This window comes from Gilliamella sp. Nev5-1 (assembly GCF_001690895.1).
In the GTDB taxonomy this organism is placed as follows: Bacteria; Pseudomonadota; Gammaproteobacteria; order Enterobacterales; family Orbaceae; genus Gilliamella; species Gilliamella apicola_C.
In genome coordinates this window covers 76,725-102,329 of record NZ_LZHO01000070.1, presented here as the reverse complement: position 1 = coordinate 102,329, position 25,605 = coordinate 76,725, and the positions used below count along the sequence as shown (strand labels likewise).

Genomic DNA, 25,605 nt, shown 5'->3' with positions numbered 1-25,605 from the left:
CTCCTATGGAGTTAAACCAATTAGATAACTTATTATCGCTAATAAGTTATCCCTATAAATAGAAATCATTTAAGTTAGCAAATTACTCTTCATCTAACTCGATATTGATACCTAGCGAACGAATCTCTTTTAATAGTACATTAAATGATTCAGGGATCGCAGGCTCCATACGATGATCACCATCTACAATATTTTTATACATCTTCGTACGACCATTTACGTCATCTGATTTGACAGTTAACATTTCTTGTAAGGTATAAGCTGCACCATATGCTTCAAGTGCCCATACTTCCATCTCACCAAAACGTTGACCACCAAATTGAGCTTTACCACCTAATGGTTGCTGAGTAACTAAACTGTATGAACCAGTAGAACGAGCATGCATTTTGTCATCAACTAAGTGATTCAATTTCAGCATATACATGTAACCCACAGTTACCGGACGTTCGAATTGCTCACCTGTACGTCCATCGTACAAGGTAATTTGACCAGATGTTGGTAAATCGCCTAAATCAAGTAGTGCTTTAATTTCTTGCTCTTTAGCACCATCAAACACAGGTGTTGCAAGTGGCATACCATTACGTAAGTTTTGTGCAAGCGTCATAACTTCTTGATCCGTAAATTCGGCTACATTCACTTTTTGTGCAGCGCCTAAACCAAGATCGTACGCTTTTTGGATAAATTCACGTAATTTAGCTAATTCTTGCTGCTCTTTTAGCATAGTGTCGATCTTCTGACCAATGCCTTTAGCAGCCATACCCAAGTGAGTTTCTAGTATTTGTCCGATATTCATACGAGATGGAACACCTAGTGGATTTAATACAATATCAACTGGGCGACCCTTGTCATCATATGGCATGTCTTCAATTGGATTAATTTTAGAGATAACCCCTTTGTTACCATGACGACCTGCCATCTTATCACCAGGCTGAATTTGACGTTTAACCGCCAAGTAAACTTTAACAATTTTAAGCACTCCTGGCTGTAAATCATCGCCTTGAGTGATCTTCATGCGTTTAGCTTCTAGTTTTTTATTAAATTCAGCTTTGATTTCTTCATGTTGCTCAGCAAGTTGTTCTAATTGAGCTTGCTTATCTTCGTTAGCTATACCGATTGTCAACCATTTTTCACGAGGTAAAGCATCTAATTTATCTGCTTTGATGCCACCAGAAATAAGCACATCACGAATACGAGCAAATAGCGCAGCTTCTAAGATTTTAAGCTCTTCAGTCAAGTCTTTTCTTGCTTGTTTAAGTTGCATTTCTTCAATTTCAAGTGCACGTTTATCTTTTTGTACACCATCGCGAGTAAACACTTGAACATCAATAACTGTGCCTGAAACACCATTTGGCACACGTAACGAAGTATCTTTAACATCGGATGCTTTTTCGCCGAATATGGCACGCAGTAATTTTTCTTCTGGGGTTAATTGTGTTTCACCTTTAGGCGTTACTTTACCAACCAGAATATCGCCACCTTGGACTTCAGCACCAATATAAACAATACCTGACTCATCAAGTTTAGATAATGCAGCTTCACCCACATTTGGAATATCAGCGGTAATTTCTTCTGCACCTAACTTTGTATCTCGAGAGACACAAGATAATTCTTGAATATGAATAGATGTGAAACGATCATCTTGTACTACTTTTTCAGAGACTAAAATAGAATCCTCAAAGTTATAACCATTCCATGGCATAAATGCCACACGCATGTTTTGACCTAATGCTAATTCACCTAAGTCAGTAGATGGACCATCGGCAAGTACATCGCCACGTTCAACTTTCTCACCTAATTCCACACATGGAATTTGATTAATACAAGTATTTTGGTTTGAACGGGTATATTTAGTTAAGTTATAAATATCAATACCTGTTTCACCAGCGTATATCTCATCAGCGTTAACATTAACGACAATACGTGATGCGTCTACATATTGCACTGTACCACCACGGCGAGCCACTGCTGTTACACCAGAGTCAACCGCTACAGCACGTTCCATACCAGTTCCAACAAACGGTTTTTCCGCTTTTAACGTAGGTACTGCTTGACGTTGCATGTTCGCACCCATTAAGGCACGGTTCGCATCGTCATGCTCAAGGAATGGAATTAATGAAGCACCAACTGATACGATTTGTTGAGTTGATACGTCCATATAATGAACTTGTTCAGGGCTATATAAACCTGATTCACCATTTAAACGACATGTCACTAAATCTTCTTTAAAGCGACCATCTTCATCAAGGTTTGAGTTTGCCTGAGCAATCACAAATTCACTTTCATCAATCGCTGATAGATAATTAATTTCATCAGTTACGATGCCATCAATAACTCGACGATACGGCGTTTCTAAGAAACCATACTCATTAGTCCGCGCATAAACCGCTAATGAATTAATCAAACCGATATTTGGACCTTCCGGTGTTTCAATCGGGCAAACACGACCATAATGCGTTGGATGCACGTCACGCACTTCAAACCCTGCTCGTTCACGAGTTAAACCGCCTGGACCTAATGCAGATATTCGGCGTTTGTGCGTAATTTCAGATAATGGGTTATTTTGATCCATAAACTGCGATAGCTGACTAGAGCCAAAAAATTCACGAATCGCAGCTGAAATTGGTTTCGCATTAATCATATCTTGTGGCATGAGCGAATCGAGATCACCTAGAGATAAGCGCTCTTTCACTGCTCGCTCAACACGAACTAAACCAATACGGAATTGGTTTTCTGCCATTTCACCAACGCTACGAATACGACGATTACCTAAATGGTCAATATCATCAACTTCACCGTGACCATTTCGAATAGCAATCAATTTTTTCATCACGTCAACGATATCATCTTTCGTTAAAACGCTTTCGCCTTCAATGTCATCGCGACCTAAAGAACGATTAAACTTCATACGACCAACAGCAGATAAATCATAGCGCTCGTCAGAGAAGAATAAATTATCAAATAATGCTTCAGCTGCTTCTTTTGTTGGCGGCTCACCAGGGCGCATCATGCGATAAATTTCAACTAACGCACCTAATCGGTCACGCGTTGAATCAACATTTAATGTTTCAGAAATAAATGCACCATGATCTAAATCATTAGTGAACAAGGTTTCTATTCTTTTATATCCCGCATTGGTTAATTGAAGTAATAACTCTAGCGAGATTGGAGTATTAGCAAAAGCAATTACCTCGCCCGTTGTTTCATCAACATAATTTTTAGCAAGAACTTTATTAACGATATATTCAACAGGTACATCAATTTTACTAACATTATCTTTTTCTAACTCACGAATGTGACGAGCAGTAATACGACGACCTTTTTCAACATAAATTTTACCTTTTGATTCAATATCAAATAGTGCTGTGTCGCCCCGTAAACGCTCTGGAACAAGATCCATTTTTAACTTAGATTTACCAACTTCAAAAATGGTTTTCTCAAAGAAAATGTCTAAAATTTCTTCCGTTTCAAAACCTAACGCACGTAAAATAATTGTTGCTGGAAGCTTACGGCGACGGTCAATACGAGCGAAAAGATTATCTTTTGGATCAAATTCAAAATCAAGCCAAGAGCCACGATAAGGAATAATCCGAGCATTGTATAGAACTTTACCAGAAGAGTGTGTTTTACCTTTATCACTATCAAAGAACACACCAGGACTACGATGCAATTGCGATACGATTACACGCTCGGTGCCGTTGATCACAAATGTACCATTGTCCGTCATCAAAGGAATTTCGCCCATGTAGACGTCTTGCTCTTTAATATCTTTAACTGTTCCTTCTGGCGCATCTTTATCATAAATCACTAAACGTAATTTTACACGCAACGGTGCTGAGTAAGTGATCCCTCTAATTTGACATTCTTTAACATCAAACACAGGTTCGCCCATCTTAAAGCTCACGTATTGCAACTCAGCGTTACCGCTATAACTTTTTATCGGAAATATTGAACGAAATGCCGCTTCTAAGCCATATTGGCCTTCTGGATCTTGCTCAATAAATTTCTGGAACGAATCAAGTTGAATAGAAAGAAGATACGGTATATCCAAGACTTGTGGACGCTTACCAAAATTCTTACGAATTCGCTTTTTCTCGGTATAAGAGTAAACCATTAGTTCCTCAACTTGCTTATCTGCTATTCTAGCATGATTAAATATTCATCAGGATTACTATCGCTAACTGACGGCACCTGACACCTCATCGAAAATATCTATAAATATCAATTGATTAGGCTTAATAAATATACTATTTCTTTATTACTTTTATTGATAATCTTCAAATAAAATTCTTTAACTTATTATAGCGCAAAAAGGCTGGAGGTATAAAACCCCCAGCCATTTGCTGTGTTATCGATAAACTTATTTAAGTTCGACAACCGCACCAGATTCTTCAAGTGCCTTTTTAAGCTCATCGGCATCAGCTTTACTAACAGCTTCTTTAACAGTTGCTGGAGCTGATTCAACAAGATCTTTAGCTTCTTTTAAGCCTAAACCAGTTGCACCACGAACTGCTTTGATAACAGCAACTTTGTTAGCACCAACATCTTTTAAGATTACATCAAATTCAGTTTTTTCTTCTGCTGCTTCAGCAGGACCCGCTGTGGCTACAGCTACAGCTGCTGCTGCAGAAACACCAAATTTTTCTTCCATCATTGATACAAGTTCAACAACGTCCATAACAGACATTTCAGCAACTGCATCTAAAATTTGTTCTTTAGTGATAGACATAATATAGTTTCCTAAATTTACATTTTTTTAATTAATAAAATTCACAATCAAGCTGCTAATTAAGCTGCTTCTTTTTGATCGCGAACCGCTGCAAGAGTGCGAACCAATTTGCCAGCTGCGGCTTCTTTCATGGTTGACATCAAGCGAGCTAATGCTTCTTCATAAGTAGGTAATGTTGCTAAGCGATCAATATTCGCTGCAGTAATTAACTCACCTTCAAAGGCTGCGGCTTTTATCTCAAATTTGTCATTTTCCTTTGCAAACGCCTTAAAAATACGCGCTGCAGCACCTGGGTGCTCACTTGAAAACGCAATTAGAGTTGGACCAACAAACGTATCTTTCAAACACTCGTATTGAGTGCCCTCAACAACACGGCGTAATAGCGTATTACGAACAACACGCATATAAACACCCGCTTCGCGAGCAGATTTACGTAATGCAGTCATTTTTTCTACAGTTACGCCACGAGAATCAGCAACAACTGCAGATAGCGCACCTTTGGCGATTTCATTAACTTCAGCAACAATTTCTTGTTTATTTTGAAGATTTAGTGCCATTGGTATTGCTCCTGGATTATACTAGGCAAAGCCTAGACTTATTTTAACTAACTACAATATGTAGCTAGCACAACCACGATGAGCAGAATCCCTCTATTATATCTTATCAGGCTCTGTCACCGTCTACGTAGGAAAATTAAGTAGTCAAAGCTCAACTACACCTACGGTCTTGGACGGGGTCTGGTTAAGGCCAGACACCAACCGATCTTTTTGTTTAATTATTAAATTAATTAAACGCTTGCATTTAATGTTGCTTGATCAATTGCAACACCCGCACCCATTGTAGTAGAAAGGCTAACTTTTTTAATAAATACACCTTTCGAAGATGCTGGTTTTGCACGTTTTAACGCAACAAGTAATGCCTCTAAATTTTCTTTAAGCTTATCTGCATCAAAATCAGCTTTACCGATAGTTGTATGGATAATACCATTTTTATCATTACGGTAACGAACCTGACCAGCCTTAGCATTTTTTACAGCTTCAGCAACGTTAGGGGTTACAGTTCCAACTTTAGGGTTTGGCATTAAACCACGAGGCCCTAAAATTTGACCTAATTGACCAACTACACGCATAGCGTCAGGCGATGCAATAACAACATCAAAGTCCATTTCACCTTTTTTGATTTGATCAGCTAGATCATCCATACCGACTAATTCAGCACCAGCTTCTTTCGCTGCTTCTGCATTTGCTCCTTGAGTAAATACAGCAACGCGCACACTACGTCCTGTGCCATGTGGAAGCACAATTGCACCGCGAACATTTTGGTCTGATTTACGTGAATCGATACCTAAATTTACAGCTACGTCAACACTTTCTGTAAATTTAGCAGTAGCTAATTCTTTTAATAAGGCAATAGCTTCGTTAATGTCATATTGTTTAGTTGCGTTCACTTTTTCGCGGATAAGTTTAGCTTTCTTAGATAATTTAGCCATTGATTAACCCTCCACTTCCAAGCCCATTGAACGTGCAGTTCCTTCAATAGAACTCATCATCGATTCAATGGTAGCACCATTCATATCAGCTGCTTTTAATTCTGCGATTTCGCGAATTTGCGCGCTCGTTACTTTACCTACTTTCTTCTTGTTAGGTTCGCCAGAACCTGACTTGATTTTAGCCGCTTTCTTTAATAAAACAGCTGCTGGAGGCGTTTTTGTAACAAAAGTAAATGAGCGGTCAGAATATACCGTAATTACAACTGGAATTGGTAAACCTTTTTCCATGCTTTCTGTTTTTGCATTAAATGCTTTACAGAATTCCATGATATTAACGCCATGTTGGCCAAGTGCTGGACCAACTGGCGGACTAGGATTTGCAGCACCAGCTGCAACTTGCAACTTGATGTAAGCTTGTACTTTTTTTGCCATTTTTAGTTTCCTGTGCTCGGGTGCAAACGCCTCTATTAATAATAACTATTAATAAATAGACAGCTCCCCTAAGTTAAATGAGGGCAAAATTATCCTACAACTCGGATAAAATTACAAGATTTATTTAAAAAGAAATAACCAAAGCAAGGTAAACACCTTGCTTTTAAGTTACAACTAAATGAAATAACAATAAAATTAAAGTACGTTAACTGCGTTAAGCTCTTTAAACGCAAGCTCTAAACGAGCAACTAAAGAGTCTTGACCTTTACGTAACCATACGCGAGGGTCGTAGTATTTTTTATTTGGCGCATCAGCACCTTCAGGATTGCCTAATTGCCCTTGTAAGTAAGCTTCATTGGCTTTGTAGTAATTCAACACACCTGCCCAGTTAGCCCATTGAGTATCTGTATCAATATTCATTTTAATGACACCATAACTCACTGCTTCAGCAATTTCTTCTGGTGTAGAACCAGATCCGCCATGGAACACAAAGTTTAATGATTTTTCAGGTAAGTTAAACTTCTCTGATACATATTTTTGTGAATTATCTAAAATTTTTGGCGTTAATTTCACATTACCTGGCTTATAAACACCATGTACATTACCAAATGACGCGGCAATAGTAAAACGTGGGCTGATTGCACTTAAACGTTCGTAAGCATAAGCCACATCTTCTGGTTGAGTATAGAGTGCCGAACTATCCATATGGCTATTATCAACACCATCTTCTTCACCACCAGTACAACCTAATTCTAACTCTAAAGTCATTTTCATTGCTGACATGCGAGCAAGGTATTGACAACAAATATCAATGTTATCTTTTAATGACTCTTCTGAAAGATCTATCATATGAGATGAAAATAATGGTTTACCTGTTTTAGCAAAATGTGTTTCACCTGCATCAAGTAATCCATCAACCCATGGAAGTAATTTTTTAGCACAATGATCAGTGTGTACAATAACAGGCACACCATATTTTTCAGCCATAAGGTGAACATGTTTAGCACCAGAGATCGCTCCTAAAACAGCGCACTCTTGCCCTTCCAGTTTTAACCCTTTACCCGCGATAAACTGAGCACCACCATTAGAAAACTGTACAATAACAGGTGAGCCCACTTTAGCGGCTGTTTCAATTACTGCATTGATGGTATTAGTATCAACACAGTTCACAGCTGGTAATGCAAAATTATTTTCACGTGCAACTTGAAATACTTTTTGAACATCGTCACCAGTTACAACACCAGGTTTAACAACATCAGAAATCTTTGTAGCCATTTTATTACCTATAAATTTATTTATATAAAAAGTAAAGGATGAGTAATTATCTCATCCTTTTCACTGAATCTATATTATGCTTTTGCTCTAGCTTCTAGCATTGCAACAGCAGGAAGTTTTTTACCTTCAACAAACTCAAGGAAAGCGCCACCACCAGTTGAAATATAAGAAATTTTATCTTCAATGCCAAATAAATCAATTGCAGCTAAAGTATCACCACCACCAGCAATTGAGAAACCTTCGCTATCTGCAATTGCTTTCGCAACAATTTCAGTGCCACGGCGGAAATTTGGGAATTCAAAAACACCCACTGGACCATTCCATAAAATGGTTTTAGCGTTCTTGATAATATCTGCTAATACTTCAGCTGATTTATCGCCTAAATCAAGAATTTGTTCGTTTTCTTTAACGTCTTTTACTGATTTTTCAGTTGCAGTTGCAGTCTCACTAAACTCTGTTGCAACTCGTACATCAGTAGGTACTGGAATTTCACAATTTGCCATTAATTTTTTCGCTTCAGGAATTAAATCGGCTTCATAAAGTGATTTACCAACATGATAACCTTCAGCTGCAATAAATGTATTTGCGATACCGCCACCAACAATAATTTGATCAGCAATTTTTGATAATGAATCAAGTACGGTTAACTTAGTTGATACTTTTGATCCAGCAACAATTGCAACCATTGGTCTTGCAGGATTATCAAGTGCTTTACCTAAAGCATCAAGTTCAGCGGCTAATAATGGACCAGCACAAGCAACTGGCGCAAATTTACCTGCACCATGAGTTGAGGCTTGGGCACGGTGAGCAGTGCCAAATGCATCCATTACATAGATATCACAAAGCGCTGCATATTTTTTAGATAAAGTTTCGTCATCTTTACCTTCACCTACATTGAAACGAACATTTTCTAGAACAACTAATTCGCCTTCTTTTACATCAACGCCATCAAGATAGTCTTTGACTAAACGGACAGGGAATGACACATGTTCTTTTAAATAATCAACAACAGGTTGTAAAGAGAATTCTGGGTTATATTCGCCTTCTGTTGGACGGCCAATATGAGAGGTAACCATTACTTTAGCACCTTTTTTAATGGCATCTTCAATAGTAGGTAGTGATGCTTTAATACGCGCATCTGAAGTTACCTTACCATTTTTAACCGGCACATTAAGATCTGAGCGAATAAATAAGCGTTTTCCTTTTAGATCAAGATCTTGCATTCTAATAATAGACATGAGATTTCCTCTTATAAAATATAATAAAAATAAAACTCTTTTTATTCTAACATAAAATTTCTTTTTAGGTTATAGACTTTAATGAACAAATAATAAACATTTATTATAAATATAAAATTACCAATTATATTTTTTTTGTGCAACGGCATTGACAAAATGGATAAAATCAGGCATATTTTGCCACCTTAATTAATATGTAATTTTTATACAAACTTGGGAGTTGACTTTGGCTAATATCAAATCAGCTAAGAAACGTGCGGTTCAATCCGAAAAACGCCGTAAACATAATGCTAGTAACCGTTCAATGATGCGTACTTATATTAAAAAAGTTTACGCAGCTGTTGCAGCTGGTGATAAACAAACAGCTGAAGTAGCATTCAAAGACATGCAAGCAGTTGTTGACCGTCAAGCGGCTCGTGGCTTAATTCACAAGAACAAAGCTGCACGTCATAAAGCAAATTTAATTAAACAAATTAAAGCATTAGCATAATATATTTATCTGTTAACTATGATAGTTAAAGAAAAATAACAAAAAGTGGTGTAAGCCACTTTTTTTATTTATATACTAATCATTCATGCAATATTAATAAAATAATAGAAGAGAGTTTATTGTGGTTCAGCGCGATTATGTAAGAAAAAAGAGCCAACCCCAAAAAAACAAGCAAAAAAATAAGCCTAATTTGATGATGTTCTTGGCTATTATTATCATTATTCTATTTTCCGCTATCCTTTATCTTATTGCAAACAATTCCCCTAAAAAAGCTATTGAACGACCAAAAGCAAAAACGCAACCGCCTGTGATAACTTTACCAGAGCAACCACAAGAGCGCTGGACATATCTAAAAGAATTGGAAGCGCCTAATGCTAGTTCTGGCTTATCATCAAGCTCAATTGCTAATGAAAGACAAAAAATATTAGATAGTTTTATTAATAATGCACGTATCGCTACACCTTCCTCACCAGGAAATACAATACAAAATCAGACTTCGAACATAGCATCACAAACAGCACAAACTATTAACAATAAATGGCTATTACAATGTGGAGCATTCAAGGATAAATCTAATGCCGACACACTCAAAGCCAAGCTTGCTATGACAGGCATTAGTAGCAACATTTCTTCAGGTCAGTTATATCGCGTCACCGTAGGGCCATATACGAGTAAAAAAGAAGCGAATAGCGTATTAAACTCATTAAATGATAATGGGATTAATAATTGTGTTATTTCTAACTAGAAAAAAACGATGAAACTACTTAATAAAATACAGCTATTTACCAAAATGTTATGGGTTAGGATCAATAACGATCGCCTAACAACCTATTCTGCTGGGCTTGCTTATACTACGATACTTGCACTAGTTCCCCTTATTACCGTTATATTTTCATTACTGTCCGCTTTCCCGATGTTTGATGATGCTAGCCAATCATTAAAACAATTAATTTATAATAATCTTGTTCCTACCGCTAGTGATACCATCCAAAGCTACCTAGAACAGTTCATCACCAATACGAAAAAAATGACCTTTGTTGGCATAATTGGATTGATTGTTACATCTCTACTGCTCATCAATTCCATTAATACAACACTTAATCGTATTTGGAAAACTAAACGAAAACGTTCTTTTATGTACAATTTAGCTATATACTGGACAATATTAACGTTGGGTCCCATCTTAGTCGGCTCTAGCATAGCTGTCAGCTCTTACATATTTTCGCTAAAATGGTTTTCAACAGCAGCAACAAATACTATTTTACTTAGCATGCTGCCATTTATAATTTCGGTGATCGGATTTTGGTTACTTTATAGTATTATTCCGACCGAACCTGTGCCATTAAAAGAATCACTCATTGGTGCACTTGTCGCTGCAATATTATTTGAATTAGGCAAACGTGCTTTTTCGCTATATGTTACTTCATTTCCAACATATCAACTTATTTACGGTGTTGTATCATCCATCCCCATTATGTTAGTTTGGGTTTATTTTTCTTGGTGTATTGTGTTGTTCGGTGCTGAATTTGCTGCAACTTTAACTGACTATAACCAACAAAAAAAGCATGGAGTTGATAACCAGCCATTATCGGAGTAATTAATTTATGATCGCCTTAATCCAACGAGTTAAACAAGCTAGTGTTACAGTAGACAATAATATTCTTGGGCAGATTAATCAGGGTTTACTAATTTTACTCGGTGTTGAGCAAGGTGATGACGAACAAAAAGCAATTCGTTTATGTGAAAAGGTATTAGGTTACCGTATTTTCAGTGATAGCGAAGGAAAGATGAACTTAAATGTTAGCCAAGCTAACGGCGAAGTATTGGTTGTTTCTCAATTCACACTGGCAGCAGATACTAAAAAAGGAATGCGTCCTAGTTTTACTAAAGGCGCAAAACCTGATGAAGCAAATAAACTTTACCAAGTTTTTGTCGAACAATGCCAACAAAAAATATCAACTAAAACAGGACAATTTGCCGCCGACATGCAAGTATCTTTGATCAACGATGGCCCAGTAACATTTTGGTTACAAGTTTAACCATATAATCAAAAATACATTTTGATTATATTTGATAAATTATCGCTGTTTTTTATATTTTCATTAACAACAATTAAAATGAGTTCTTTTAATTTCCTGTTAATTTTAACATATCGGATACTAGCAAAGTAGAAGATGAGCATTAACTAAATTAATCATCAATCGTTAAATTACGGGTAGTCAAATCATATGGCGTTAACTGATAAACATAATAGTTAAGCCAGTTACTAAATAACAAATATGCATGGCTACGCCACGTTGCTTTTGGTGCAATATCAGGGTTATTATCAGAAAAATAATTATAAGGAATATCTGGATTCATACCTGCCTTTACATCACGAACATATTCATTAGCTAATGTAAATGAGTCATATTCTGGATGCCCTGTTACAAATGCCATACGTTTATCAGGGGTTGCCATTAAATAAGGCCCTGTCATATCGGACTTTGCCAGAATAGTTAAATCTGTATAATTGCTAATTTTATCAATTGGAAAATCCGCATAACGGGAGTGTGGAGCTAAAAAAGTATCATCAAATCCACGCGTTAAAATTGCATTAGCCTGAACAATTTGGTGTTGATAAACGCCTGACAACTTATGTGCACGAGTAAATTTAGGTAAATCATATAATATATTCAATGCAGCTTGAACGGCCCAACAAACAAACATAGTCGATGTCACATGATCTTTTGCCCACGTTATAATTTCAGTTAATTTAGGCCAATAAACGACATCAGAAAAAGCGACTTTACCCAAAGGCGCACCAGTAATAATTAATCCATCAAAATTTTGTTCGCGAATATCATCAAAATCACAATAAAAGCTGTTTAAATGCTCAACTGGTGTATTTTTTGACTCACGTTGATCGATACGTAGTAATTGAATATTTATCTGTAAAGATGAATTAGATAGTAAGCGTAAAAATTGATTTTCAGTCTCTATTTTTTTAGGCATGAGGTTTAGAAAAAGAAGCTTTAGTGGACGAATTTCTTGATTATTAGCTCGTGATGAGGTCATAACAAACACATTTTCATTACGTAACACATCAACAGCGGGTAATGAGTCAGGAATACAAATAGGCATAACAAAAGCTCCTAAAAACGATAAATTAGTTTTAACAAAAAATAGACGTCTAGAAATCCATATAGCTAAATATAGTGCCTTTTAGTTTATTTGTCGAGATTTTTTATTTAACAAAATCATTATAATAATCAGATTAAAAATAGCTGCATAATCCAAAGAAAGTGATCATTACCTCACACGCTAAAATACAAATAATAGCTAAGTTTATTAGCTAAAAAGTGCGCGTATCAGTCCGCCATGTATCAGCAGTCAACGCCTCACCAAAGTAGCTATTTATCAATTTTTGGGTAATATCACTTAATGGTGAAGCCAATACTTCAGCAGTATTGCCAGACTCAACAAGATCACCATTGTGCATAACTAAAATATCATCACTAATATGTTTCATCATACCAATATCTTGTGTTACATAAACATAAGAAATATTTTGTTGAGCTTGTAACGACAGCATTAAATTAACAATCTGCGAGCGCATAGAAATATCTAACGCGGCCAAAGCCTCATCAAGAATAATGACCTTGGGCTTTAAAATTAGAGCTCTTGCCAATGCGACACGTTGCTTTTGGCCTGCTGCCATCAAGGAAGGATAATAAGAGGCATGTTCGGGCAATAATCCAACTTGCTTTAATACACTACTAATTAGCTTTTCACGCTCATGAGCATCATAATTGGTATTATATTTAAGTGGAATTTCTAACAATTGTCCAATACACAGCCTTGGATCAAATGAACTTTCAACATGCTGAAAAATCATTCGAATCAGTTGACAACGATGACTATAATCGCCGTATTCAACTTTATTACCAGCAATCCAGATATCACCACTATCGGGTTTTATCATACCAACTAACATTTTAGCCAAGGTCGATTTTCCGGATCCATTCTGCCCAATAATTGCCAAAGTCTTACCTTCATTTAATGAAAATGATACTGGATTAACCGCATTAATTTGTAAATGACCAAAAAGCCCTTTAGCTATTTTAAACTGCTTTGATAAGTTACGTACTTTTAATATTGGATTCATTTTTATTCCTATTGTTTATGGTAACTCATCAATATTTAACGGAAAATGGCAAGCAACAAAACGATCTTTTATCGGTAGTAATTCGGGTGCTTGAATACATTTTTTTTGTGCATAAGGACATCGTGGTCCTAATCGACAGCCTATGGGTAAATGCTCCAATGATGGAATCACACCGGGTAAGGTATTTAACGGACTTTTATGTGGCATTGCTTTACCAAAATCAGGGATTGCATAAATCAGCGCCTGAGTATAAGGATGATAAGGTGATTTAATTAAATCTTCACTATTAGCAACTTCAACGGTTTGTCCACAATACAGAACATTAATACGGTCAGTCCATCTGGTTACCATTTGCAGGTCATGATTAATAAGCAAGATAGTTGTGCCCAAATTCTGATTCATGCTAGCCAATAGCCTAAATATTTGCGCTTCGGTTGTTGCTTCCATTGCATTTGTTGGCTCATCGGCGATAAGCAGTTTTGGCTGATTAGCTAATGCGATAGCTATCATAACTTTCTGGCATTCACCTTCAGTCAATTCAAATGGATAAGATTTTAATATTTCTTGATGATTTTTAATTCCTACTCGATGTAATAGCTCAATAGCTCGATGTTTACGCCAAAATAACCTTTGCCACCAATGCCCCTTAAATGTTCTTCTCAGTATAGCGTCTATTAACTGTTGTCCTACTTTCATAGAAGGATCTAAACAAGATTGAGGCTCTTGAAATATCATGGATATATTCGCACTAATGACTTTTCGTCGCTGCCTAGGCGTTAGCTTAAGAAGATCAATATCATTAAAATAAAAGCGATCTGCTGAAATTTTCCAGTTATGATTAGTAACGCCTAAAATAGCTTTAGCAATAAGGCTTTTCCCTGAACCAGACTCTCCAACAAGGCCGCGAATCTCACCTTCAGATAATTTCAGATTAATCCGGTCAATTGCACGCAAAAGACCATCAGTGGTAATAAATTCAATGGTTAAATTTCGAATATCTAACAAAGCCATCGTTAATGTCCTGCTCGGCGACCATACAATCCAAAGTTGAATAAATAAACCAAAATAATTGTTGTTGAAACCGCAATACCTGGAGATAAAAAGGCCAAATAATTGGTTGCAATGATATCTTTCATTTGAAACATCATCATTCCCAAATCTGGACGGGAAACATCATTAGCAAAGCCTAAAAAAGTTATAGTGGTAATAGCTAAAAGAATTGAAGAAAATAGTGAAACAATTTCAGTAAAATAAACAGGTAAAATGTTAGGTATAATATAATGATTTAAGATTGAAAATGAAGATAATCCGTCAAGCCTGTAAGCCGTAATATACGTTTTATTCCACTCGTTGATAGCGCGTTGATGAATATTGTAAATAAAGCGAGGACTGTACGATAATCCAATCACTAATAACATATTAGTAATATCATCTTCTAATAATAAGCTAATTACAATCACACCAAGTAGTGGCGGTACGACCATACAAAATTTAAAAATAAATAATACGAAAGATCGTATAAATGATATAAAAAACATTAAGTAATTAATTAATCCACCAACAGCAACCACATAAAATACTACTTTCAATGTCATTGACATAGTCGAACGATAACCAATTAACAAATAATCAAAAATATCTTGCCCTTTAGCATTCGTGCCTAATATATGATTGATATCGCCATTGGGCCACCAAGCAGGCGGTAACCAAGAGGGATAGATAGGATTTAAATGGGCATGAAAAAACCATTTGGTAGATAATGCTATAAATGCGATCGCTAATATCCCGTAAAAACCAACAATTAAGTAAAGATTACTATGTAAGCGATTAAAGCTTAATTTTATATTTTTAAGTAATCTAGCTAGTCTAAACATAATGTTCCTTATGACGCAAAGGGTAAATAGCAACTGCCAAAATTTCACCTAATAACGTTAATAAACTAATGACAGAACCACAAGCTAGAATTGCAATAGATATAATAAAATAATTGTGATGACGATACGCGATCATCACCCATTGCCCTAATCCTATTCGATTAAACAAAATTTCAATTACCATAGTTGAAAATAACAGTGTAGTTGTATTATATGTCAACTGAGGAATGGTCGCCGGGATTGAATTAGGCAACAAGTGTCGACGCAAAACTTTAAATGGCGATCGCTCACGAATAATTGCCATTTTGATAAAATTCTGCCTAGCTGTACTTTTTACATTTTGACTGACTAATTGAATAGTCATAATGCTTGGTTGAATGGCTAAAATCATGATCGGCAAAAGCAAATAGTGAAGCTGCTCAAATAATACCTGCCATTGAAATGTCTGTGATGAAACAAAAATATCCAATAACGAAGTACCCGCAACTGCTGGTGACATATCGAAATTCATCGATACCGACCAAGTTGGTGATAACCAATACATGACGATAATTACAAACATAACAATAGGACAAGAATATAATAATAAAGATCCTAAGCGAATCGTACTATTTAACCAAGTAAAATTACTAAGACCAAGAAAAATACCCAAAGGTAATCCAATCAGTAAAGCAACAAATAACGCAAGAATACAAAGTTCAAATGTAGCCAATAATGTATGAAAAAACGGGATCGTTTCACCAGTTAATAATCTGAATTGGCCTTGTAGTAACTGCTTAAAAAAAACACTGTAGGCATCAATAAAACTGAGGTTGTTAAAGTTAAACGTTGAATGAGGGGTAAAATAGACTAAACAAAAGCTAATCTGAGCCAACACGCAGATAATAAACAAAAACGCGACTATTTTTTTGAAAATATAGATAATCATTGTTTATCTTTATCGATATTATAAGTAAATAAAACACGGTGGCATAAAAATAGCTCACCGTGCTTTAATTTACTTATTGATTATCCGGTATCACCGGTTTACTTGCTGCAGCATAAGCATGATTTTGTGCGCTTAAACCACCAGCATGGCCTTTACCCTCAAAATGATAATTTGATTCTTCACGCGATTTTATTTCAACATCGCAAGCCGCATATTGTGGCGCAGGTGCTCTAGTCATCGCTGAAGAAGAATAGCCTGTTGATGGTGAATCATTAATTACCAAATCATTATGATTACTATTTTTCTGACTATCTTTCAAATGCTCTTGAGTTTTTGCAAATAAAGAACTTTTTGGCTGCGCATCCATAATAACGCTATCAACATGATTTACTTCCTCTTCATTTTTTACAATAACAGGAAGTAAGAGCGAAGGGATAACAGGTACTACAATATTTTGCGCATCATTTGCTATTTGGCTGTAATCAACAGCCACTCGACCTAATGCTAATTCTAATGATGCTGCTGCAAATGGAAGCGGCATTGGTGACTGTTTTAGCTCTATATTACGAACTCGGCGCTTATTCCGTTGCCCATTCATGCGTAAATGCCGTGAAGTACGGCGCTGACGCTTCGGTTGAGATTCCGATGCAATATTATTGTATTGTGCTGATTCAGAAACAATAATTGGCAACAATAAAGAAGGAATAACGACTCTTTCTTGTTCAATTTGTCTGGCTATATCAACATTTTTTATACGAACACTTTTCGTTAATGCACGTTGCTGGCGCCTTGGTCTAACCTCACGCTGTTTTGGGGGTACCACCTCATCCGAGGTTTTATCAGCTTTAAAATGATTGGCTGAGTTTGAAAGGTTAGCATTTGCATTACTATTTTGTTTAGCTCTGCGATTATTATTTCTACTCGACGGTTTGCCATCTTCAGCAGAACTTGCTGCAACGGTATTCGTGTTACCAGCCAAGCTATTATTTCGGTTATTACGTTGACGTCGATTGTTTGAACGTTGATCTCGTCTTTTGGTCGCTTTCGGCTTAACCTCTGGCTGAATTTCCACTTTTTCTGTGACAAACAGTTTACGCAATTTACCAAATAACCCACTAAATAGGCTACCTGATTTTTTAGCTTTTGACTCAGTCTTTTCTTTTGGTGCGACACATGCCTCAACTTTGGGACCTGATAATACAGCTTGCTCAACAATAACTTCAACAGCTTGTTGCTCATCTTCCTCTTCTTCAAGCTCACGAATCAATTTTGGAAGATTATAGCTTAGCACATCAGTCTCTTCACCCACGCGTTTGCGAATCACTTTATAAAGAGGCGTTTCCATCTCTTCATCACCAGCAATCACAATTTTGACATCAGGGTGCATTCTTTCAATATTAGTAATAGCACGACGTTTTTCGTTGAGTAAATAACTGGCTATTGGTACTGGAACAATAACATCAATTTGTACAGTATTATCTTTCATCGCCTCTTCTTGAATTAACCGAAGGATAGATAAAGACAATGAGTTACTATCACGAACTGTGCCTGTTCCTTGACAACGTGGGCAAATATGATGAGTTGCTTCGCGTAATGAAGGACTTAATCGTTGACGAGACATTTCTAGCAAACCAAAGCGTGAAATGCGGGTTGTTTGGATACGAGCACGATCAGTCTTCATTGCTTCTTTCAGGCGATTTTCCACCTCACGCTGATTACGAACAGGTGTCATATCAATAAAGTCGATAACAATCAAACCACCTAAGTCACGTAAACGTAACTGACGAGCGATTTCTTCAGCCGCCTCAAGATTAGTATTAAATGCAGTTTCTTCAATATCACTACCACGGATTGATTTAGCTGAGTTAATATCGATAGCTGTAAGCGCTTCTGTCGCATCAATCACAATTGAACCACCAGAAGGCAAGCGAACTTCACGTTGGAATGCCGACTCAATCTGACCTTCAATTTGGAAATGATTAAATAGTGGCACATCTCCCTCATAAAGCTTTAAGCGGCTCACGTACTCAACTCGCCCTAAATCGACTAACCGTTTTTTAGCAATTTCAAGTACTTTAGGATTATCAATTAAAATATCGCCCACATCATCGCGTAAATAATCACGAAATGCTCGCGTGATAATATCGCTTTCTTTGTGAATTAAACTGGGTGCTTGATGCTTTTTAGCTTCATTCTGGATTGCCGTCCAATAGTTAACTAATGCATCTAAATCTTGTTGTAGCTCTTCTTGGCTTTTTCCAACACCCGCAGTTCGAGCTATTACCCCCATACCTCTAGGTTTTTCGATGGCATCAATAATACGTTTTAAATCAGCTCGTTCCTCACCCTCAATACGGCGCGACACACCACCAGCACGAGGATCATTAGGCATCAAGACTAAATAGCTACCTGCTAAGCTAATATAGGTTGTTAAAGCGGCGCCTTTTTTACCGCGAATCTCTTTTTCAATTTGGATAAGGACTTCTTGTCCTTCTTGCAGATGTTTTATACTACGACGACCTGAAATATTAGATGGGAAATAACTTTCAGCAATCTCTTTTAAAGGTAAAAACCCATCGCGCTCACCACCATAAGAAACGAACGCAGCTTCTAAACTTGGGTTAATTTTAGTGATTTTACCTTTATAAATATTCGCTTTTTTTTGTTCATGTCCAAGGCTTTCGATATCTAAATCATACAAGCGTTGGCCATCAACAAGCGCAACACGCAACTCTTCTTGCTGGGTTGCGTTGATTAGCATTCTTTTCATTATTCTACACTCTTCATTAATCTTAATTAACTGTAGGTAGAATCTTATTATTGATAAGTGATTATTTTAACAATGATGAATAATGGTACTTAACTAAATATTTGTATACGGCATTCATTATTTTATTTATGTTATTTTTGTTATTATTTTATGTGAACCCGATACCGCTTACACAGCATCAACATAGCGCACCAGACACAACGCTTTGTAAAATGCTAAGTATATAATTTATTGACGCTATCAATATGGTTAATTTGCAAACCTGAATATTTCACTGGTTTTAGCAAACAAACTTAATCTTTCTGCAATTGTTTAAAATAAACATATTATCTCATTATAATGATTCTACTTACGCTATTTTATTTTGACAAACTGTAATGTCTAACGCCATTGCTGCATTACAAGGATAAAACTACCCGCCACTATTATTAACGTTTCAGCCAAGGATAGCAAGAAAATTAAATTCGCTATTTTATAAACAGTTAAAGATTTATTTTTTGCTTATTTTTAACTATGTTACCTCATTATAAATAATTAATTTGATTTCCTTAACTTTTTATACTGAAACGTATTGTTCACCAAAACTTCTTTATACTTTTTTGTTTTATTAATTAATTAAACATTTAACAAAAAATAAAACATTGAAGCAATTATGCATAACAAAACTTAATTAGTATAATTAGATAATAATTTAAATACCAAATAGGGTTGTTTATGAACACTACCGATAAAATCGCCTTGCTTAATTTTACCGCTCGCTGGGTTAACCAATTCAGTTACGCACCGCAAAGTGAAGAACTGCATGCTATACCTTCGCCTTGTATTTTAAAAACTGAAAATCTCACCGTATTTTGGCAACCCTTTTTATTAAAGCCACCAAGAGATCTTGCTATTGCTGAGCAAATTGTTGGCATTACTTTACATCCTAACGCACATATATTCTATGGTACACAATATGCAGCCAATATGACGGCTAAATTGCATAACATCCACTTAACCTTAATCCAAGCATGGAATGATGATGATTTTTCCAATTTAGAGCAAAATTTAATAGCCCATTTATCCCAACAAAAAAAATTAAAACGAACACCAACGACTTTTATCGCATCAACAGATGAAAATACCGAAATTATTGCAATAAATAATTTAACTGGCGAAGTGGTAAAAGAAGATCTAATTACAGGTCAATTCACCATTCTAGCTCATGATTTAACCACTTTTTTAAGTAAACTAATTGTTACTTGTTAAGCTAATACCGCTCAACAATAGCGCAATATATGTCTATATCAATAGCAATCGTAAATGCTATCAAAATTGTATCTTATAAAATAATGTGTATATAATGCGTTAAATGTCATTAGATCAGATAGGTGAATTATGTTTGAATATTTAACAGCAGCGCCGGCAGATCCTATTTTAGGACTGGCCGATCTTTATAATAGAGATGAACGCACCAATAAAATTAATTTAAGTGTCGGTGTTTATAAAGACGAAACAACCCAAACACCTATTTTAGAAAGTGTAAAAAAAGCGGAACATTTTTTATTAAATGACGAAACCACCAAAAGCTACTCACCTATTGATGGTATTAAAGCATTCAATACTGTAACGCAAATTTTGCTTTTTGGATCTGAAAACGAACGAGCAAGAACAGCACAAGCACCTGGCGGTACTGGCGCTTTACGTATAATGGCAGATTTTTTAGCTCGCCGAACCAAAGTAAAACGTGTTTGGGTCAGCAATCCGACTTGGCCCAATCATCGTAGTGTATTTCAAACTGCTGGCCTTGAAGTGCGCGAATACCATTATTACAATGCACAAACACACACACTTGACTTTGATGCCCTGATAAATAGCTTAAACCAAGTTGCCGCTGGCGAAGCAGTATTATTCCACGGTTGCTGTCATAACCCAACAGGCATCGATCCAACACCAGAACAGTGGCAAGCCATCTCAGATTTAGCCATAAAAAATGGTTGGTTACCCCTATTTGACTTAGCTTATCAAGGCTTGGGGCAAGGTATAGAAGAAGACGTCTATGGACTACGATTATTTGCTAATCATCACCCTGAACTCCTTATTGCTAGCTCATATTCTAAAAATTTCGGCTTATATAACGAGCGCGTTGGAGCCTTCACGCTCATTGCCGCAAATACTGAAATTGCCGAGCGCGCCTTTAGCCAAGTCAAAACCATTATTCGAGCCAATTATTCTAACCCACCGGCACATGGCGCTAAAATTGTTTCTTATATTTTAAATAATGAGGAATTAAAAGAAGAATGGATTGACGAACTAACTAATATGCGCCAACGCATTCACCGCATGCGTCAATTATTTGTCAAAACACTGCAAGACAAAGGGGCAAATCAAGATTTTAGTTTTATTGCTAAACAAAATGGTATGTTCTCGTTCAGTGGTTTAAATGAAGAACAAGTACTTAAATTGCGTGACGATTATGGCATATACATTGTTAATTCAGGACGGATTAATGTAGCAGGGATGACATTAGATAACATGTCTAGGCTTTGTGAATCCATTGTAGAAGTGCTTTAATACCGCTAATAAGCAAATAGATTATTAACGCGACTTTTTATACCATAACACTAGAAGCACTCCAATGGTGAGTGTTTCTATTTATTCGTTTAAATTCGACATCATCCTACCATTAAAAATCATTCAGAAAACCCATTGATTTTATTGAATTTTTTTGGTTGTTTTTTATACGAAACATAGCTTAATAAACTAGCGTTATTTAGCGCAAAAAACCGCTTTCTTATAAACTATTTCATGCATTTATTCTATTTAGTTATATCTATATACAAACTGATTATTAGACGATAACTCAATAATTACTAATAATTGCTTAATAACGTAATAACAATGATTAAGGGTAATGTCGTGGCGTCACATGTTTTGGATTTTTTAATTTTGGGAAATAACTTCGGCACTAGTGAAATGCGTTCCATTTGGTCGGAAACAAATCGCTTGAAAAGGCAAGTGGATGTCGAAGTTGCTTTAGCCAAAGCTGAAGGCGAGCTAGGTGTTATTCCAATTGAAGCGGCCAACTCAATCATTGCTAATGCCGATGCTTCAAAACTATCAATTGATCAAATTGCCGAAGAAGCAGCAAAAGCGAAACACTCATTAATGTCGACAATTAATGCACTACAAAAACAAGTTGGCGAGGCAGGCCAATATATCCATTACGGTGCAACCACACAAGATATTGTCGACACAGCAACCGTTTTACAATTAAAACAGTCTTTTACTGTCATTGAGCGAGACACTAAACTGGTGGCACTTGAGCTAAAACGTTTAGCCAAACAGTACCAATATTTACCTATGGTTGGGCGAACTCATGGCATGCAAGCACTACCTACAACTTTTGGATTTAAACTTGCGGTGTGGCTAGATGAATTTATTCGACACTTACAACGTTTAACCGAAATCAAACAACGGGTATTAGTCGGCAATATTAGTGGAGCAATTTGCACTTATGCATCAATAGGCAAATTAGGACCACAAGTTGAATCACGCGCTTTAACTTTACTCGGACTTAATACCCCTAACATTGGCTGGCAAGCGGCACGAGACCGTTTTTCTGAATACTCATCGGTAATAGCACTAATCAGTGGCACATTAGGAAAAATTGGAAATGAATTTTACAACTTAATGCGTACCGAAATTAACGAAATCGAAGAGCCTTTTTCTGAAGGAAAAATTGGATCAACAACCATGCCACATAAACGCAATCCAGCAGCATTAGAAGGATTAGCCAGCCTAACGGCGCCACTTTTAAAAAGTGTTGCGCTAATTCATGAATCAATGAAAGTTGAACATGAGCGTGATGCCATGAGCTGGCGAGCAGAGTGGATAGCACTACCAGAAATAAACCTTTATATTTCAGCCCAATTACAAATCGCATTAACTGTACTAAAAGGTCTAAAAGTTAACGCTGATCGCATGATAACTAATTTACAACTACAAAATGGCTTACTGCTGTCTGAAAAAGTCATGTTTGAAATAGGTAAACGATTAGGCAAACAGACTGCGCACCATTTAGTTTACCAAAGTGCAATGAAAGCATTTGAACAAAATCGACCATTTAAAGACATCCTATTAGAAGATCCAAACTTGAACAACGAGTTTACCGAATCTGAACTTGATGCTTGGCTTGATCCTATTAACTATCTCGGCTCTGCTCCTGAAAAAGTAGAACAAGTGATTAAATATGCTGAGCATTGTGGAGTGTTAGCATGAGTTTTCGCTTAATGACTCATAATGACATTCCAGCTTATCAAACACTATTACATCGTGCTTATCATGCCACGACTAAATTAGGCATTCATTTTGCAGCTGCAACCGCCAATCAATCACAAATTGCTGAGCATATTGAATCTAATGCGGTGTATCTATTTGAGAAAGAGGGACAGCTACTATCCACGTTAAGTATTCGCTTTCCATGGGGAAATAATCCTGGACCTTATGGGTTACCGCATTTAGGTTGGTTTGCAACCGATCCTCAATATAAAGGTAAAGGGTATGGAAATACATTATGGAACTTTGTTGAACAGCAAATCCTGATTAATCAACTCAAATTACCTGCGGTGACCTTAGGTACCGCAGCAAATCATCCATGGCTTGTACAAACTTATATAAATAAAGGTTATAAAAAAATAGGGCAAGCAGATTTAACGCCCGATCATACGACCTTCTATTTTGAAAAAATCTTAAACCATAAAAGCTATACCCAATGGAAACAAAGGAGTAATAAAGCATGAAAAAAATAAGTACGTTATTATCCGCTATTTTATTAACCAGTCTAGCCTTAATTGGTTGTGATAATAAATCCAACGACCAAGTAACAAAGCAAAATATCATTAAAGTTGGATCTACAGGACAAAGCTATCCAAATGGTTATAAACAAGATGACAAATTAGTGGGATTTGATGTTGAAGTAACTCAAGCCATTGCTCAAGAACTAGGTTATCAAGTCGAATGGGTGATTGCTGAATTTGGCGGTTTAATGGGGCAATTTGATTCAGGGCGCTTAGATACCGTTGCAAATGCGGTTGCCATAACACCAGCCCGTCAAGATAAATATGACTTTTCCAACACCTATAGCTTTTACGGTAGCCAGATTGTAACCCATAAAGATAACAAAGATATTAATAAGCTATCTGATTTTAAAAATAAAACTATTGCTGGTGTGCTAGGATCGAATCATATTAATAACCTAAAAAAAGCTTTCCCTAATAACAACGTAACTATCAAAACCTACGAAACCCGTGATGGCGCAATGTATGATACGGAATACCAACGGGTTGATGGTTATGTCAATTCTAAACCTATTTTACTTGCTGAAATTAAACGTAAAAATCTACCGTTCAAATTAGTTGGAGAGCCAATTACTATTGAGCAGGTTGCTTTCCCATTTAGTAAAGACGAAAAAGGTCAAGCGCTACGTGAAAAATTCAATCAAGCCATCGAAAAGCTACGTGCCAATGGTACATTGAAAAATCTTTCAATTAAATATTTTGGTGAAGATATTACATCATGAATTTTAATGTAAATTATTTCTTAAGTGTATTTCCGCAGATCTTACCTTATCTGCCCGTTACACTTTTTATTACCATTGTATCGATTACGATTGCCATTATATTAGGGCTAGCCATTGCGCTATTACGCAACAACAAAATAATCATTATCGATTCTATTTTTGCACTATTTATTTCACTGTTTCGTGGCATACCATCTGTTGTTTTACTCTTTATTATTTATTATGGTCTACCGCAAATTTTTCCTATTTTAAAACAAATGGGCGCAACTACCGCTGCAATTATCTGTTTCAGCTTAAAGTACTCATCCTATTTAGCCGAAATTTTTAGAGCAAGCTTAGAGTCAGTTGATCACGGGCAGAAAGAAGCGGGGCTAACGGTTGGGTTAAGTAAAATGCAAGTCTACAGAGGCATTATTCTTCCGCAAGCCATGATTAATGCCTTACCAAACACAGGAAACATGTTTATATCATTACTTAAAGATTCCTCTGTCGCCTTTTTTGTTGGCGTTCAAGAGCTATTAGCAGCAGGAAAAATGTTAACCGCTAATTCTTTTCTCTACTTTGAAACCTATTTAGCTGTTGGCATTATTTACTGGCTTACTGTTGTTATTTATTCATGGATACAAAAACAGTTAGAACAAAAACTTTCTGCGCCATATCATCGTTAAGGAGAATG

The 25,605-nt window shown here is 36.4% G+C and carries 23 protein-coding genes; 10 read left to right on the top strand and 13 right to left on the bottom strand.

Annotated features, from left to right (window positions below; all coding sequences use genetic code 11):
• Window positions 1–82: 82 nt before the first annotated feature.
• From rpoB to pgk, 7 genes are all read right to left on the bottom strand, one after another.
• Complete coding sequence (rpoB, locus tag A9G41_RS09470) at window positions 83–4,111, bottom strand: DNA-directed RNA polymerase subunit beta (RefSeq protein WP_065583075.1); 4,029 nt, start codon at window positions 4,109–4,111, stop codon at window positions 83–85.
• Window positions 4,112–4,357: 246 nt separating this feature from the next.
• Window positions 4,358–4,726: a 50S ribosomal protein L7/L12 gene (gene rplL / locus A9G41_RS09465; protein ID WP_065642015.1), complete on the bottom strand. Its 369-nt coding sequence runs from the start codon at window positions 4,724–4,726 to the stop codon at window positions 4,358–4,360.
• A gap of 59 nt (window positions 4,727–4,785) precedes the next feature.
• On the bottom strand, window positions 4,786–5,283 hold the full coding sequence (rplJ, locus tag A9G41_RS09460; protein WP_065567425.1) for a 50S ribosomal protein L10: 498 nt from the start codon (window positions 5,281–5,283) through the stop codon (window positions 4,786–4,788).
• A 230-nt stretch (window positions 5,284–5,513) separates the two neighbouring features.
• Window positions 5,514–6,215: a 50S ribosomal protein L1 gene (rplA, locus tag A9G41_RS09455; RefSeq protein WP_075539588.1), complete on the bottom strand. Its 702-nt coding sequence runs from the start codon at window positions 6,213–6,215 to the stop codon at window positions 5,514–5,516.
• A gap of 3 nt (window positions 6,216–6,218) precedes the next feature.
• On the bottom strand, window positions 6,219–6,647 hold the full coding sequence (gene rplK / locus A9G41_RS09450; RefSeq protein WP_065567423.1) for a 50S ribosomal protein L11: 429 nt from the start codon (window positions 6,645–6,647) through the stop codon (window positions 6,219–6,221).
• A gap of 195 nt (window positions 6,648–6,842) precedes the next feature.
• Window positions 6,843–7,922: a class II fructose-bisphosphate aldolase gene (gene fbaA / locus A9G41_RS09445; protein WP_065567422.1), complete on the bottom strand. Its 1,080-nt coding sequence runs from the start codon at window positions 7,920–7,922 to the stop codon at window positions 6,843–6,845.
• A gap of 74 nt (window positions 7,923–7,996) precedes the next feature.
• Complete coding sequence (gene pgk / locus A9G41_RS09440) at window positions 7,997–9,160, bottom strand: phosphoglycerate kinase (RefSeq protein WP_075539587.1); 1,164 nt, start codon at window positions 9,158–9,160, stop codon at window positions 7,997–7,999.
• Between the two features lie 226 nt (window positions 9,161–9,386).
• Between pgk and rpsT the strand changes: the two genes are divergently transcribed.
• The 4 genes from rpsT to dtd all read left to right on the top strand — a co-directional run bounded on the left by rpsT (window position 9,387) and on the right by dtd (window position 11,689).
• A complete protein-coding gene (gene rpsT / locus A9G41_RS09435) occupies window positions 9,387–9,650 on the top strand; it encodes a 30S ribosomal protein S20 (RefSeq protein ID WP_025316521.1) in 264 nt (87 codons plus the stop codon).
• Window positions 9,651–9,771: 121 nt separating this feature from the next.
• Complete coding sequence (locus A9G41_RS14040) at window positions 9,772–10,395, top strand: SPOR domain-containing protein (protein WP_065652490.1); 624 nt, start codon at window positions 9,772–9,774, stop codon at window positions 10,393–10,395.
• 9 nt (window positions 10,396–10,404) lie between these two features.
• On the top strand, window positions 10,405–11,247 hold the full coding sequence (locus A9G41_RS14035; RefSeq protein ID WP_065588392.1) for a virulence factor BrkB family protein: 843 nt from the start codon (window positions 10,405–10,407) through the stop codon (window positions 11,245–11,247).
• A gap of 7 nt (window positions 11,248–11,254) precedes the next feature.
• On the top strand, window positions 11,255–11,689 hold the full coding sequence (gene dtd / locus A9G41_RS09420) for a D-aminoacyl-tRNA deacylase (RefSeq protein WP_065652491.1): 435 nt from the start codon (window positions 11,255–11,257) through the stop codon (window positions 11,687–11,689).
• A gap of 151 nt (window positions 11,690–11,840) precedes the next feature.
• On the opposite strand, the gene metA is transcribed toward dtd, so the two are convergent.
• From metA to rne, 6 genes are all read right to left on the bottom strand, one after another.
• Window positions 11,841–12,773 (bottom strand): homoserine O-acetyltransferase MetA, encoded by a 933-nt coding sequence (gene metA, locus A9G41_RS09415; RefSeq protein WP_065583069.1) that lies wholly within the window; start codon window positions 12,771–12,773, stop codon window positions 11,841–11,843.
• Window positions 12,774–12,984: 211 nt separating this feature from the next.
• Window positions 12,985–13,797, bottom strand: a complete 813-nt coding sequence (locus A9G41_RS09410) for a peptide ABC transporter ATP-binding protein (protein WP_065583068.1) — start codon at window positions 13,795–13,797, stop codon at window positions 12,985–12,987.
• Between the two features lie 15 nt (window positions 13,798–13,812).
• On the bottom strand, window positions 13,813–14,808 hold the full coding sequence (locus A9G41_RS09405) for a peptide ABC transporter ATP-binding protein (RefSeq protein ID WP_065583067.1): 996 nt from the start codon (window positions 14,806–14,808) through the stop codon (window positions 13,813–13,815).
• Window positions 14,809–14,810: 2 nt separating this feature from the next.
• Window positions 14,811–15,671 carry an ABC transporter permease subunit gene (locus A9G41_RS09400; protein ID WP_065583066.1) on the bottom strand — a complete coding sequence of 287 codons (861 nt, stop codon included), beginning with the start codon at window positions 15,669–15,671 and terminating at the stop codon, window positions 14,811–14,813.
• Complete coding sequence (locus tag A9G41_RS09395; protein ID WP_075539586.1) at window positions 15,664–16,599, bottom strand: ABC transporter permease subunit; 936 nt, start codon at window positions 16,597–16,599, stop codon at window positions 15,664–15,666. The genes A9G41_RS09400 and A9G41_RS09395 overlap by 8 nt, the downstream gene beginning before the upstream one ends.
• Before the next feature lie 73 nt (window positions 16,600–16,672).
• The gene (gene rne, locus A9G41_RS09390; protein WP_075539585.1) at window positions 16,673–19,369 is read right to left on the bottom strand and encodes a ribonuclease E; all 2,697 of its coding nucleotides are present in this window, start codon (window positions 19,367–19,369) and stop codon (window positions 16,673–16,675) included.
• Window positions 19,370–20,083: 714 nt separating this feature from the next.
• Here rne and syd point away from each other — a divergent pair.
• The 6 genes from syd (at window position 20,084) to A9G41_RS09360 (ending at window position 25,597) form a co-directional block, all read left to right on the top strand.
• Window positions 20,084–20,617: a SecY-interacting protein gene (gene syd, locus A9G41_RS09385; RefSeq protein WP_065583063.1), complete on the top strand. Its 534-nt coding sequence runs from the start codon at window positions 20,084–20,086 to the stop codon at window positions 20,615–20,617.
• Between the two features lie 129 nt (window positions 20,618–20,746).
• Window positions 20,747–21,922 carry an amino acid aminotransferase gene (locus tag A9G41_RS09380; protein ID WP_065583062.1) on the top strand — a complete coding sequence of 392 codons (1,176 nt, stop codon included), beginning with the start codon at window positions 20,747–20,749 and terminating at the stop codon, window positions 21,920–21,922.
• 345 nt (window positions 21,923–22,267) lie between these two features.
• Entirely contained in the window at window positions 22,268–23,629 is a 1,362-nt protein-coding gene (purB, locus tag A9G41_RS09375; RefSeq protein WP_065583100.1) for an adenylosuccinate lyase, read from the top strand.
• On the top strand, window positions 23,626–24,150 hold the full coding sequence (locus A9G41_RS09370; RefSeq protein WP_065583061.1) for a GNAT family N-acetyltransferase: 525 nt from the start codon (window positions 23,626–23,628) through the stop codon (window positions 24,148–24,150). Before purB ends, A9G41_RS09370 begins: the two co-directional genes overlap by 4 nt.
• Window positions 24,147–24,929, top strand: coding sequence for an amino acid ABC transporter substrate-binding protein (locus A9G41_RS09365; RefSeq protein WP_065583060.1), 783 nt, complete (start codon window positions 24,147–24,149; stop codon window positions 24,927–24,929). The genes A9G41_RS09370 and A9G41_RS09365 overlap by 4 nt, the downstream gene beginning before the upstream one ends.
• The gene (locus tag A9G41_RS09360; protein ID WP_065567406.1) at window positions 24,926–25,597 is read left to right on the top strand and encodes an amino acid ABC transporter permease; all 672 of its coding nucleotides are present in this window, start codon (window positions 24,926–24,928) and stop codon (window positions 25,595–25,597) included. The genes A9G41_RS09365 and A9G41_RS09360 overlap by 4 nt, the downstream gene beginning before the upstream one ends.
• Window positions 25,598–25,605: the final 8 nt, after the last annotated feature.